This is a genomic window from Paenibacillus sp. J22R232 (assembly GCF_056269165.1).
In genome coordinates this window covers 299,134-312,355 of sequence record NZ_JBWDNK010000003.1, presented here as the reverse complement: position 1 = coordinate 312,355, position 13,222 = coordinate 299,134, and the positions used below count along the sequence as shown (strand labels likewise).

The 13,222-nt window shown below is 50.7% G+C and carries 14 protein-coding genes; 5 read left to right on the top strand and 9 right to left on the bottom strand.

Annotated elements, in window-relative coordinates:
- Both AC0YN3_RS12405 and AC0YN3_RS12400 read left to right on the top strand, forming a co-directional pair.
- The gene (locus AC0YN3_RS12405) at nucleotides 1-498 is read left to right on the top strand and encodes an N-acetyltransferase family protein (RefSeq protein WP_475775358.1); all 498 of its coding nucleotides are present in this window, start codon (nucleotides 1-3) and stop codon (nucleotides 496-498) included.
- Nucleotides 455-1,627 (top strand): YheC/YheD family endospore coat-associated protein, encoded by a 1,173-nt coding sequence (locus tag AC0YN3_RS12400; RefSeq protein ID WP_475775357.1) that lies wholly within the window; start codon nucleotides 455-457, stop codon nucleotides 1,625-1,627. The genes AC0YN3_RS12405 and AC0YN3_RS12400 overlap by 44 nt, the downstream gene beginning before the upstream one ends.
- Before the next feature lie 141 nt (nucleotides 1,628-1,768).
- Here AC0YN3_RS12400 and AC0YN3_RS12395 read toward each other — a convergent pair whose 3' ends face one another.
- The 3 genes from AC0YN3_RS12395 to AC0YN3_RS12385 form a co-directional block, all read right to left on the bottom strand.
- The gene (locus tag AC0YN3_RS12395; RefSeq protein WP_475775356.1) at nucleotides 1,769-2,359 is read right to left on the bottom strand and encodes an MSMEG_1061 family FMN-dependent PPOX-type flavoprotein; all 591 of its coding nucleotides are present in this window, start codon (nucleotides 2,357-2,359) and stop codon (nucleotides 1,769-1,771) included.
- A gap of 72 nt (nucleotides 2,360-2,431) precedes the next feature.
- Nucleotides 2,432-3,109, bottom strand: coding sequence for an HAD family hydrolase (locus AC0YN3_RS12390; protein WP_475775355.1), 678 nt, complete (start codon nucleotides 3,107-3,109; stop codon nucleotides 2,432-2,434).
- Nucleotides 3,110-3,178: 69 nt separating this feature from the next.
- A complete protein-coding gene (locus tag AC0YN3_RS12385; protein ID WP_475775354.1) occupies nucleotides 3,179-3,475 on the bottom strand; it encodes a hypothetical protein in 297 nt (98 codons plus the stop codon).
- Between the two features lie 158 nt (nucleotides 3,476-3,633).
- Here AC0YN3_RS12385 and AC0YN3_RS12380 point away from each other — a divergent pair, with 158 nt between their 5' ends.
- Nucleotides 3,634-4,398 carry a TspO/MBR family protein gene (locus AC0YN3_RS12380; protein WP_475775353.1) on the top strand — a complete coding sequence of 255 codons (765 nt, stop codon included), beginning with the start codon at nucleotides 3,634-3,636 and terminating at the stop codon, nucleotides 4,396-4,398.
- An 81-nt stretch (nucleotides 4,399-4,479) separates the two neighbouring features.
- Entirely contained in the window at nucleotides 4,480-5,268 is a 789-nt protein-coding gene (asd, locus tag AC0YN3_RS12375; protein WP_475775352.1) for an archaetidylserine decarboxylase, read from the top strand.
- A 170-nt stretch (nucleotides 5,269-5,438) separates the two neighbouring features.
- Here asd and AC0YN3_RS12370 read toward each other — a convergent pair whose 3' ends face one another.
- A complete protein-coding gene (locus AC0YN3_RS12370; RefSeq protein WP_475775632.1) occupies nucleotides 5,439-6,224 on the bottom strand; it encodes a helix-turn-helix domain-containing protein in 786 nt (261 codons plus the stop codon).
- Between the two features lie 206 nt (nucleotides 6,225-6,430).
- On the opposite strand from AC0YN3_RS12370, the gene AC0YN3_RS12365 reads away from it, so the two are divergent.
- Nucleotides 6,431-7,726, top strand: coding sequence for an aminotransferase class I/II-fold pyridoxal phosphate-dependent enzyme (locus AC0YN3_RS12365; RefSeq protein WP_475775351.1), 1,296 nt, complete (start codon nucleotides 6,431-6,433; stop codon nucleotides 7,724-7,726).
- A gap of 90 nt (nucleotides 7,727-7,816) precedes the next feature.
- On the opposite strand, the gene AC0YN3_RS12360 is transcribed toward AC0YN3_RS12365, so the two are convergent.
- From AC0YN3_RS12360 to AC0YN3_RS12340, 5 genes are all read right to left on the bottom strand, one after another.
- The gene (locus AC0YN3_RS12360; protein ID WP_475775350.1) at nucleotides 7,817-9,064 is read right to left on the bottom strand and encodes an ABC transporter permease; all 1,248 of its coding nucleotides are present in this window, start codon (nucleotides 9,062-9,064) and stop codon (nucleotides 7,817-7,819) included.
- Nucleotides 9,064-9,813, bottom strand: coding sequence for an ABC transporter ATP-binding protein (locus AC0YN3_RS12355; RefSeq protein ID WP_475775349.1), 750 nt, complete (start codon nucleotides 9,811-9,813; stop codon nucleotides 9,064-9,066). The genes AC0YN3_RS12360 and AC0YN3_RS12355 overlap by 1 nt, the downstream gene beginning before the upstream one ends.
- A 124-nt stretch (nucleotides 9,814-9,937) precedes the next feature.
- Complete coding sequence (locus AC0YN3_RS12350) at nucleotides 9,938-10,630, bottom strand: cytochrome c biogenesis CcdA family protein (RefSeq protein ID WP_475775348.1); 693 nt, start codon at nucleotides 10,628-10,630, stop codon at nucleotides 9,938-9,940.
- Between the two features lie 151 nt (nucleotides 10,631-10,781).
- The gene (locus tag AC0YN3_RS12345) at nucleotides 10,782-11,492 is read right to left on the bottom strand and encodes a hypothetical protein (RefSeq protein ID WP_475775347.1); all 711 of its coding nucleotides are present in this window, start codon (nucleotides 11,490-11,492) and stop codon (nucleotides 10,782-10,784) included.
- 428 nt (nucleotides 11,493-11,920) lie between these two features.
- Nucleotides 11,921-13,159 (bottom strand): S-layer homology domain-containing protein, encoded by a 1,239-nt coding sequence (locus tag AC0YN3_RS12340; RefSeq protein ID WP_475775631.1) that lies wholly within the window; start codon nucleotides 13,157-13,159, stop codon nucleotides 11,921-11,923.
- Nucleotides 13,160-13,222: the final 63 nt, after the last annotated feature.

The window sequence follows — 13,222 nt, the reverse complement described above, 5'->3', positions numbered from 1 at the left end:
ATGGATCTAGAGCTGCTTACACCTGAAACATGGCTGGCGGAACAAAAAAGACTAATCGGCTTTTCCATTCGGTTCGGAGATAAGCGGCTTGCAGTCTCGACCATCCATGCGCTGCGCAAGCTAGATCCCTCCTTGCTTCAGCCTGATTTGAACGGACAGTGCGGGGCGGCGGCTATCATTGCAAAACATGGCAGCCGCATCGTCGGTTTCGGGTTTGCGGAAGCCGGCGGCGAGGCAGCCTGCATGGTCGTCGTTCATCCAGAAGCGAGAAGCCTCGGAATCGGCGGTTCCCTCGTTCAGGCCATGATCCAGCGCCTAGGCAAGCTAAGCTGCAATGTCGCGGCGGACAATACCGCCAGCATGGCGCTATGCTTTCGGCTTGGCATGACTGCCGTATCCATGCACAGAGGTCCGACAGGCAAACCGACGCTTCGTTTCGAAAGGGGATCCGCCAATGACTCAGCCCGTCCTAGGCATCCTGACTTTATACCTCAATGAAGCAGGGTATCTGGAGGAACGATCCATTTATCAAAAAATGACCGCCGCTGGGCAGAAGCTGGGCCTTAGCGTCTTCGTATTCACGCCCAAGGATGTCAACTATACGCAAAACAAGATTCATGCGCTCTTCTATAATGTAGAGACGAAATCTTGGTCACGCAAATGGACCGTTTTCCCGCATATGATTTATGATCGCTGCCGTATTCAGCGAACCTATCGGTTCGAGCAGCTGCTTAAGTTCCGCAGCAAATACGGCCATTTAATGTTTTTGAATCGCCCGCTTCGCAATAAATGGACGATTCATCGTGTCCTATCGAAGGACACGCGGTTTCGCGGCTATCTGCCGGCTACCAGATATATTGACGAAATCAGCGACGTTTCCGACATCGTTCGAAAATATCCGCTCGTTTACCTGAAGCCGATTAACGGTACGGGCGGCAGAGGCATCCTTCGGATTGATCGGCGTAAAGACGGTCAACTGCGTATCCAAGGCCGCGACCATGAAAGGCGCATCATCAAGCCGCAGCAGATTTCGGCTGGAGAACTAAACGACTACTTGGTTCCGTGGCAGCTCAAGAGCAACCGATACATTGCCCAGCAGGGTATTCAAATAAAGCTTGCGAACGGACGCGTGCATGATTATCGGATGCTCGTTCAAAAAAACGGCGAGGGCCAATGGGAAGTGACCGGCTGCGCTGGCAGGATCGGCGCCGCTGGCAGCATTACGTCCAACCTTCACGGCGGCGGTCACGCCGCGACGATGACCGCCTTGCTGAAAGAATGGCTGCGCGACGAGGCACGGGTATCGCAGGTCAAGGAAGAAGCGGAGAAGTTCGGAGTAGCCGTTGCCTCCTATTTGGAGCACAACTACGGAAGGCTATGCGAGCTTGCGCTTGATTTAGCGATCGATCGCAAAGGCGGCATCTGGCTGCTGGAGGTCAATCCGAAGCCCGCAAGAGAAGTATTCTCCCAAGCCGGGGAAAAGGAAGTCTACCGCAAAGCGATTATTCGTCCTCTCGAATATGCGCTCTGGCTTCACAATCAGAAGAAACGCAAGAAAAGCAAAGATAAGTCGGCTGCCGTATCGGATGTCCGGTCGGAATACGATTTCGATTGGAATTCAGATTAGACGCCCGGAGCCGTAATCTTCTTTTATCATATGCGCCAAAAAAACACCTGCCGGTAAGCAGCGCGAAAACGCAGCATACCCGGCAGGTGTTTTCACGTGATGCGAGACTGTCCATCTTTAGGCTTCGTCTCCCATTTCCCGCTATAGCTCATACCCGTTCATCAGCAAATGCGCCTTGAACATTTCTTTGGTTGATGGCATGTCCCCGGCAACAGGCCATGAGTCCGCAGACCAGATGCCAGACTGCTTAAGCGCGCGCGGACAGTGGATAAAGCACTCCTGCACCTCTACAATAACGGCCAGCTCGGGTGCTTTCCCGCTCCAGCCCATGCTTTCAATCAGCTCCGCGTCTTTCGTAATCGAAGCACGCCCATTGATGCGAAGCACCTCCTGCATGCCGGGAATGACAAACAGCATGCCGATTTGAGGATTCTCAATGATGTTAAGCAGGGAGTCGATTCGGCGGTTGCCCGGTCGCTCCGGAAATATGAGCCTGAAATCGTCGAGTGACTTCACGAAGCCAGCCTCGTCGCCGCGCGGCGACGTATCGCAGCGGCCTGAATCATCTGAAGATGACAAGAAAAATAAAGGGGATAACGATAAGAAGTGCCGTATATGTTCTTCCATTCGGGATACGCTTTTTTGGACAACCGCTTCATGCGGCGTGCCTACAATTTCCTTCAATTGATCCGCAGTCACAATAAGTTCCGATTCTTTGCTTGCTTGAACCATGTTAACGCTCCTTCAGCCTCGCGCTCCATCCGCCAGCTGCCGCGAGCTGCCGGTAGAGCCGGGATTAATCAATTAAGTATCCAGCAGCTTTATCAGCTCGCGGAAATCGCCAATCAACGCGTCTGCCCCATCCAGCTCGGCAGCTCGGCCATAGGTTGCATAAGCACAGCCGATTGCTTCGAGGCCGTTTCCTTTGCCTGCCTCCACATCGGAGGAGCGGTCGCCGACCATCCACGCCGATTGGATGCCATGGTCCTGCAGAAGACGCGCAACCAGATCAACCTTGCTTGCGGTCGCGTACTCACCAGCGCTGTACAAACCGTCGAACAGCTCCGCAATGCCTTTATAGCGCGCGACGCCCTTCACGTAATCCTCAAGCCCATTACTGGCAACGAACAGCTTCATTCCGCGCTGCTTCAGCTCACGCAGCGTGGCCTCCACATGGGGATAAAGCTCCCCTTCGCCGGAAGCAAGTCCTTCGAGCTCGTACTGCAGCAGCAAATCGTCCGCGCGCTTTCTTGCCGCCTCCGTGCTATCTGGCATTACCTGGCGCCAAATATCTTCGAGAAGCATCCCCAAACAGCTTAACAGCCGTTCCACCGGCGGCGTTTCGTGCTCGTATAGCCGCTCTTCTCTTAAAGTAGCGAACACGCGCTGGTGTACGGGGACAAGCAGCGTATCCGTCTCAAACAGCGTGCCGTCCATATCAAATATTAACGCTTCCGGCAATCGAAGCTTTTGCTCGCTCATGAATGAATCCTCCTTCAAAGTCTGCTCTTATCATACTGGAATTCACGAATTAATCGCAAGCCTGCAGCTCTATTTAGGACCGAACAAATAGGCCGGCAGCATCGCGATTCTAGCCAGCGCATATGGCCCCAGGTAGGCTCCGCTTGCTAAGAAAACCGGGTTTGCAAGCACGCGGTGCACCTCAGTCATAAATACCGTATCATACAGCAGCGTCTCTGCCACCGCATCCGCCGCAGTTACAAAAAACAAAAAGGCAGCAATAACCGCGACGCCGTCGAATATTCGGCTGGCCATGCCGCTTAGTCTGCTAATCCACACAAGCAACCCCGTCCCGGCTGCAAGTGCGGCACCAATCCAGATCATCATTTTGATCATCACCTCTAGTGTCAGGATCGGTTAATTGCTGCCGCCTTAAACAACGTCCCGACAACCGCTATTCAGGATTCGTGAATAATTGGAGGCGGAATGGTTTACATATGATACAAGAGGTTTAAGCAAACAATGAATTTATGGAGGGATCGACTATGAAAAATAGCTATCGATGGTTGAATGTTATTGGACTCGCTGCCGTGCTTATCGTGAATGGTCTGGCGCAGTGGCTTCCGATCAATGGCAAAACGACAGGCGAGCTGTCCGCTAAATATCCAGTGCTCATTACCCCGGCACCTTATGCGTTCTCGATATGGTCCGTCATTTATTTGCTGCTCATTGGTTTCGTTGCTTATCAGCTAAGCCCCAAAGGCACTAACAGCAAGCTCGTCCAGAGCATTGGACCCTGGTTTCTAATCAGCTGCCTGCTGAACGTTGCCTGGATTCTTGTCTGGCATTATGAAAAACTAGGAAGCAGCGTATTCGTCATGCTGGCCCTGCTGCTTTCGCTTATCTCGGTTTACACGGCCGTAAGAAAAGATAAGCCGGCACTCGCTTGGGGCGATCGCTACCTCGTTAAGCTTCCGTTCAGCATCTATCTAGGCTGGATTAGCACCGCTACAATCGTCAACATTACAGTTGCGTTGTCTGCCACCAACTGGAACGGTTTTGGCTTATCTGATGTCATTTGGACGATTATATTGCTCGTCGTTGCTACCCTGCTAGCCGTCGCGATCGGCTTCACCTACCTTGACCCTGCGTTTATCCTTGTTTTTATTTGGTCCTTCATCGCCATCGCCGTCAAGGGCGGCCAGCAAGCCGATGTCACTATAGCGGCGATTATCCTCGCAGCGCTTCTGGCAGCAACTGCCGTGTATGTTCTAATCATCGCGAATAAAAGGAAAGCGGCAGCATATTGAAAAAAAGAACCGGATATGTCACACTGTGTGTTGGGTATCAGTACGATTGGCCCATGCAGGAAAGGACGTGACGGTTCACGTATGATGAAATGGCTGCTTCGTTCCATGACAGAATTAAGCTCTCGCAAGTGGATATCCCGCATAACAGGCAAATTGGCGCATTCTTCTGCCAGCCGCCGATTTATTTCGCGCTTCGCCACAGCATACGGCATAAAAACGGAGGAAGCAGAAATGCCTCTGTCTCAATATAAGACGCTAAATGAGTTTTTCACCCGTCGGCTAAAACCCGGGCTCCGGCCTGTCCATGAAGGCACGGATGCGCTAGTAAGCCCGGTAGACGCGCTCATCACGGGCGCTGGAGAGATTAGCAGCGGAACGATTGTCAATGTAAAAGGACAGGACTACACGATCGATGAGCTGCTTAACCGATCGCCGCGAACGGCTAATTACATGAACGGTTATTATCTCGTCCTTTATTTGAGTCCTACCGATTACCATCGCATCCATGCCCCAGTAAGCGGGCGAATCGTTGAACGCGAGCATATTGCGGGCAAGGTATATCCCGTTAACGACTTTGGCCTGCGCCATATGCGCCGAGTATTGAGCCGAAACGAGCGGCTTATCACTTATATGCAGCATCCGGCGGGCGAGACCGCAGTCGTTAAGGTCGGCGCGATGAACGTCAGCAGCATTCAATACGTGCAGCCGCTTAAGGAAGAGATGCATAAAGGCGATGAGCTGGCCTACTTCGAGTTCGGCTCCACTGTCGTTCTGCTGCTTGAGGACAGCACCTTCACGCCGCGAGAGAACGGCTTGCTTGGCGCAAAGGTCCGAATGGGCGAGCGGCTTGGCACCCTCCACGATGAATAGGATAAGTGCTATCCCATAAAGAGCAACTATAACGGGATAGTCCAATACGTACACAAAATAACCTTCGGCGCCACTAAAAAGCGGAGCCGAAGGTTATTTTTAATCCCTTATTTATGAACAAAGCAGGCACTTACATTTCTAAATGGGCGCTAGGGACAGTCCTTGTCGGGCTATCTAATTTCCGACGGGCTGCGCCCCGTATACTGCTTAAACTGGCGGCTGAAGAAAAAGATATCGCGATAGCCCAGCGCATCCGCTACTTCCGTTACGTTCATTCCCGCATGCATCAGCAAATGCTGCGCGCGTTCAATCCGGGTACGGATCATGTAGGTTTGCACGGACATTCCGATCAGCTCTTTGAATTTCATCGAAAAGTACCGGGGCGAGAGCTGGGCACGCATGGCCAAGTCCTCCACGCGATGCGCAATGCTCGGGTTCTGGCGAACAAAGTTGGCGACCTCGTGAATGGCCTCCGTGAGTTGATTGCTTGCTTTCTTCTCCACGGGGAGCTGCTTGTCTTCCCTGAGCAGATGAATCATCAGCTGCTTCAGAACGAGCTGCGCTTCTTCTTCTGCCGCATACGTCTGTACGAGAAAAAGCCTCACATATCGCGAGAGCATGTATTCAAAATCCACGGTATCATGCAATTGCCTGTAACGGTTCGGTACCGCTGCAATCGTTTCGCTCACTGCAAAATGAATATAGGATAATACGAGCGGGCGCTGAGGAATATGGGTAGCGCTTGTATAATCGCCGGGACGGAATAAAAAACAGCTTCCCGGTCCGACTTCGTAAGGGGTACCGTTAACCTCAACCTCCCCTTCTCCGCTCCATACATAGAATAAGTCGAAATTAGCCATTGGCTTCTCACGTCTCGCCCATCTCCAGCCAGGCTCGCATACGATCTTGGCAAAGGCAGGCAGCAGTACGAAAGATTCCGGCGAAATGTGCAGCATCATGCAACCTCCTGTACAAATCTATGCCGTCATCATACAACAGCGGCAAAGTTTTGCGCAAGCCGCACAAAGTTACGAAAAAATTTGCTTTGAGAATGGTTTGCAGCTTCGAAAAAATGTTATAATAGCACCCGACAAGCGAAAACGGCTCAAGCCTAATAATACCCAATTCAAATGAATGATTTCGGAAGGATGGAATAAAGTCCATGAACCCACTTGCTCAGCAGTTAAACGAGACGTTGCAATCGGAAAGTCCGAACGTCTATGCGATGTTGTCAACCTTAGGCAAAGCGATTTATTTCCCGAAGGAGGGCATACTCAGTCAGTCCGCCGAAGCGAAAACGAAAGCAACTAAATTTAACGCAACGATCGGAATTGCCACAGAAGGCGGACAGCCTATGCATCTCAAGGTTATTCAAGAGACGCTCACTGCTTACAATCCGAAAGATATATATGAATACGCGCCGCCCGGCGGGAAGCCTGAGCTTCGCGCTGCTTGGCGCACCAAGATGATCCAAGACAATCCGTCGCTTGAGTCCAAGAGCTTCGGCAATCCAGTCGTAACCAATGCCTTGACCCACGGCTTAAGCATCGTCGCCGATTTATTCGCAGATGCCGGGGACGCCGTTATTATTCCAAATAAAAACTGGGAAAACTACGAGCTTACTTTCGGAATCCGCCGCGGCGCCGAGATCGTGGAGTACCCGCTTTATAATGAACAAACCCGTTTCAACAGCACGGGTCTTCGCGAGGCATTGCTCGCTCAGAAGGACAAAGGAAAAGCCATCGTGGTGCTGAACTTCCCGAATAACCCGACAGGCTATACGCCGGGAGTCGAAGAAGGCGACGAAATCGTCGCTGCGATCCGTGATGCCGCCGAAGCCGGTATTAACGTGGTTGTCGTAACCGATGACGCTTATTTCGGCTTGTTCTTCGAGGATTCCCTGCATGAGTCCTTGTTCGCCAAGCTGTCCGACCTTCATCCTCGCGTTCTTGCCATTAAAGTGGACGGAGCAACGAAAGAGGAGTACGTCTGGGGCTTCCGCGTAGGCTTTATCACCTATGCATCTGCCTCTGCAGCCGTTCTTGCCGCACTTGAGCAGAAAACGACAGGCATTATCCGTGCAACGATTTCAAGCGGTCCGCATCCTTCGCAAACATTCGTGCTGCGCGCATTGAAGTCGCCTGATTTTGATGCTCAGAAAGCAGAGAAATACGATATTATGAAAGGCCGCGCCAACCGCGTCAAAGACTTGCTCGATAGCGGCCGCTATGGCGACGTGTGGGATTACTATCCGTTTAACTCCGGCTACTTCATGTGCTTGAAGCTAAGCGGCGTTACGGCAGAAGCCGTGCGAGTTCACTTGCTGAACCAATATGGCATCGGTACGATTGCGCTCGGCGAAACGGATCTGCGTGTTGCCTTCTCTTGCATTGAGGAAGAAAACCTTGAAGAATTGTTCGATACCATATTCAAAGCTGTTAATGAATTGATCGCCTAACAGCAATCTGCTTGCAAAAAAAACGTGCTCGAAGCTTGTCTGCTGACAAACTCGAGCACGTTTTTTTTTAACTTTCCCTTTCAAGCTCCATTAATCCTCTTCTTCGTCTAATGAAAGCTTCTTGCGCAAGCGGCCTGGCCGAATCATCAGATAAGCAGCAGCCAGCGCTGCTGCGACAATCGAAGGCATGTACACGCCTGACAAAGCAAGGGGCAATGCCGCAAACAGCCAAAGCAGCACCGTGCACAGCAGCATAGCGAAGCGATCTACCTTAAGAAATTGATCGATTCTTTGCTTTTCCGGTAGCGGGTACACATGCTTCCAAACCGAGTAGCGATGGACATGCCGCAGCCCGCCTAATTGAACGGCTATTAAGCCCATAAACACGGCGAAAGAGATGACGCTACCGTACCCTGACAGCGAAACCGCCTCAGCAAACCAATACGTAATCAAGCAGCCTAGGAAAAGCAGCCGAACGATAATGCCGCCCATTTCCGTTCTCATCAGCGATGCCGAATAGAGATACACGAATGTGTGGCGATTCGTGTATCGGATCATCCGGAGCAGCCAAGTCAAATAGGAACGTTTGGCCGTGCTGGATGGCAGCGTCGGTACGTCAATGAACAGTCCAAAAAAAGCATAATAGCGTTTCCGTGTCCGCGCTTCCTCATCGATCAGCCTCTCCCACGGAAAACGATGCTTGCTCGGCAGCCGGTAGAGCACCGCGTAAAGAAGCCCGAGAAGCAGCGTAAAGGCAGCCGCCTGCCACAGCACGCTGGAGAGCCAAGCCGCAAGGGTTAACGCCGTCATCGCCCAGCGCAGCGCGCGAAGAAGCCGTCTCATGCCCGGCCAGCCCATCTGGCGCTCTTTCCATGCTCCCCATACATTGGCAGCCTTCAAGCCCGCAGCAACGGCAGCAAGCATCCATGCCCCGTTTAGCGACTGGCCTTGCGAGTAAATAGGCAAATACAGTAGAAACACGATAGCTGCCAGTACGGAACAGCCAATCGTCGTATAACGGAACGATAGCCGTAGGTATGCGTTCATCTCCGCTTCCCTCGGCATAAGAAATACGGTGTCTCCGGCAGCGAGCCATGTACGAAGCGGACTCCAGCACAGCACAAGCGTCAAAGCGATTATGCCTACCGCAGCAAAAGGGAAATCAGCTGGCATATTGCGAATCAATCCGATATAACCAATAGCTGAGGAAATAACGAACAAAGACATAAATGCAGGAAAGCCGCTTTGCCCCATGTAGCGAAAATAAGGAAATGCCTCCTCGCGGAACGCCTTCCCCCGGCGATGCCATAACGCTTCAAGCGTCCGATCATTGTCCATTAAGCATTGCCTCCTGTTACGAGCTTATAGAAGGCATCCTCCAGCGAACCGCCGCGCATCTCCATTCCCGCTGCCCTTCTAACATCCTCCAGCGTGCCTATCGCAACGATTCTCCCATGGTGCATGACGATAAATCGGTCGCAATAGGCTTCCACGGTGGATAAAATATGCGAGCTCATAAGAATGGCTGCGCCTTTCCGCTTCACCTCTACAAGCCGTTCGAGCAAGGAGCGAATGCCGAGCGGATCAAGCCCTAGAAAGGGCTCATCGATAATGTACAAAGGCGGCTCCGCAAGCAGCGCGTTCATAATCATCACTTTCTGCTTCATGCCCTTTGACAAGTGGGAAGCAAATGCTTTGCGTTTCGGCACCATTTGGAATTGCTTGAGCAGTTCTTCCACCCGCTCCTCATAATGTTCGTCCTTCACGCTGTAAGCCATGCCGGTTAAGCGCAAATGCTCCTCCACCGTCAGCTCATCGAACAGCACGGGCGTCTCCGGCACGTAAGCAAACGCGGATCGGTATCGCTCTGTTTCCTCCTCCAGGGTCACGCCATCAATCCGTACATCGCCGGCTTGCGGCTTCATCAGACCTAATAAATGCTTGATCGTCGTGCTTTTCCCTGCACCGTTAAGCCCGATCAGCCCAATCATTTCCCCTGCTTTTACCTCGAAGGTAATATCGTGCAGCACGGGTCTTCTTGGACTATAACCCCCGGTTAATCCGCTAACCTTCAATATGGATTCCATTCTATCACCTTCAACATTGCAAATTGGTATAAGCTATTAAACAGCATACCGAATTATGGGGCCAATATCAAAAAAACAATGTTTTGGGTTCCTTGAACAGCGGTCAAACGCATTCGACCTATGATTAGCCAAAGAAGCTGAACGATTGGTTGATCATGTCCAGCTTGTCGGTCAGAACAAGAATGCCCATCGCAAGCAGGATGAAGCCGCTGATGATGGATACGGCTGGAATAAACCTAGATATCTTTTTCAAATAATGGGTCAGGCGATCAACAAGCAGAGCCGATAGAAAGAACGGCAAGCCCATGCCAAGCGAGTACAAAGCTAACAGCGATACGCCCTTCTCAATCGTATCCATGCTGCCCGCATAGATTAGGATCGTTGACAGAATCGGCCCAATGCAAGGCGTCCAGCCCGCGGCGAACGCCATCCCGAGCAAGAAAGAGCTCCATGTTTTATTGGTTGGCGCGGAGGGCATAAACCTTTTCTGCGCATACAAAAATTTAATTTTAAACAGACCAATCATATGTAATCCAAAAATAATAATGAGGATGCCTCCGGCCTGTCTGATCAGAACCATTTGATCGGCAAATAGCTTGCTTATCGAGCTTACTGAAACGCCTAATATTATGAATACAAGTGAAAAACCGATAATAAAAAATACCGATTTGGCGCCTGCGTTTAATTTGGCTTTGCCCGAATCTATTCCCGGAAGCGAGGAGCCAATGATGTAGCTTAAATAGACAGGTATGAGCGGAAGCACGCATGGTGACAAAAAAGACAGCAGCCCCGCCGAAAAAGCCAATAAATAGTCCAAACCCTCTTCCCCCTATATGAAATCTCGTTAAGAAGCATGCTAGCAATGTAATCGTAAAAAAGAAAGAATGGGCGGTATTAGCCGCCCATTCCCCTGTATACTGCTTTTTAAGAAACGAATTTCGTACGAAGCTTCTTCGCATACTTACGGATTAGCAAATTTCTTCTACGGCTGTGCCGGAATCAGCAGGTGCTGAAGAGGAGCCTGACGAGGATGAAGAGCTAGAAGCAGCTGGAGCCTTAGGCTGTGCCGCATCTTTTTTAATAATCGTAACGGGCTTTTTCTCTTCTTTTGGTGCCGTTTCAGCTGGAGCAGCTTTTACTTCTTCCTTGACTGCTGGCGCTGCTTTCACTTCTTCCTTCACAGCAGCAGCTGGTTTTTCTTCTTTAACGACCGGTGCCGCTGTAGCAGCAGCCTTCGGCGCACTCACTTCTTTTACGGCAGGTGCAGCGGCTTTAGGTGTTTCTTGTTTGGCTGCCGATGCGCTTGCTTTTGGTTGTACCGATTCTTTCACTTCAACTGCTGCAGCTTTAACTTCTTTGGCTGCGGAGTCTTTTTGAGCAGCGCTAACTTCCGCTTTTGGCTCTGCTGCTGGTTCAGATGCTTTTTCGGCCTGTGGAGCTGCTGCTTCTACCGCTACAACGGCAGCGTCTGCCTGAGGTTTTGTTTCTTCTACAACTGCAGCCGTTTTCACCTCGGGCGTTTCAATTACTGCCGGTGTTTCTTCTTGTACAGGAGCAGTAACAGCGGTACTGCTCTTCGGAACCGGAGCCCCTTGGGCCTGTTTCGCAGATACGGCTACGTAAGTGAGTGCCGAGAAAGCTACCGTTGCGGAGATCAATGTTAATGTCAGTTTTTTCATGTGTGTGAACATCCCTTTCGCTTCGCTCCTTGAGCGTCGTTTTATTGTTGTTTCGTTTCATGCTTGTTTGGTGCTACCCTTTTGAGAAATACAAATGTTGTTTAAAAGGCCTGTGTTCTTCCCCCTTGCTTAACTTTGCTTGGATAAAAAAAAGGAGACTCAACAAGACGCCTTATGGCGCGCTCATCGAATCTCTGGTGGTCCAGTAGATTATTCTTCTTTAGTTATCCTACAAAATGGTTAGCCAACGCATTTTGATTACATGTTTATTCTATTACCCAAAGAATGCCATGTCAACGATTATTTTAATTTATCCCATCGTTTTTGTCGGAATTATAAAAACACCCTGTTTTCGCCACTTCTGCTTGCTCTTTACCATTCAAATAAAAAGGAGCATCATCGATCGCGATGACGCTCCTCCATAATCATTATTTGATTTCAATTGCTTTTGCCAAGGCGTTGTCGCCCTTTACCAGCACGAGCTGTCCAGCCTTCAACAGCGAAGCGTCTCCCGCAATCGTTACATTGGCATCCACGTTGTACGTCAGCATAACGGTTTGCGAGTTCTCAACGCGCGAAATGGAGATCGTCGCAAGCTTCGCCTGCGCATTGAACGTAAGCGAATTAATGATGCCTAGCTCCGAGAAAGCCGTTACCGCAGGAGCGGATTTCGTTACCTCTATAAATACGATTTTGTTCTGATAAGTGCGGACAAGAACCTCATCGCCTGCGCGCAATGCGCTCAGAGGAGCTTTCTTGTCATCGCGGAAAATAAATACGTTCGAATCAATAGCAAGCGCAGCCTCGGACTTGTCCGCTTTGATAATGGTCAGCTTGCCGCCCTCTGGAGCTGCCTTCAGCTTGCCCGTAATGGCTTGTGCATCCTGATCCGGCATTTCAGTATCTGTACGGTCCAGCAAAGCTGCCAGCTCCGCGCGAGTAACCGGCTGGTTCGGACGGAATGTTTTGCCATGCTTGTCGTCGTAGCCGGTAATGATGCCCTTTTTGAGTGCCAAGGCGACATAACCAACAGAGCCTGCAGGTATCTCTTTCGCATCCTTGAAGTCCAGCTTCGTATTGTTGAGCGCTTTCGCTTCATCTTCCAATTTAAGCGCTTTTACAAGCAGGATCGTAGACCACAACCTTGTTGCGTTTGCCTCCGGCTTCACTTCCGTTTCCGTTTCGGAGAATAAATCGTTTTCCAGCGCAACCGCTACATAGCCGACAGCCCACGGGTATTTTTTCTCGATTTTGTCAGCGTCTTTGAACTGCAGGTCCGTGTTCATTTCTTCTGTCGATTCTGCTTGGGCACGCAGTCCCATCAGCCTAATCGCCGCAGTCAATGTTTCGATTCGGCTAATTTTTTGATTCGGCTTAAAGGTTCCATCCTCGTAACCAGTGAATACACCTTTGGATGCAAGCCGCATAATGTATTCCATTGCCCATTTCAGGTCATCCTCATCTTCGAACTTCCATGTTACCTTATAATCATCATCTTTATCGTTCTTGTCATTCTTATCCTCGTGTCGGCCTTTATCGTCGTCACGGCCGCCTCCCTGTCCTTTGCCTTTGCCACCACCATCTGCAAAAGCTGACGTTGCTCCGCCTGCAAGCATTAGCAGCGCAAGCGAGGATATTGCTGTCTTTTTCCACATCGTTTGTTTCATCAAGAAAGCCACTCTCCTTTTTCGATTGCGGGTTTTGCCGCATTTTTTACCTTCGCCCATAGG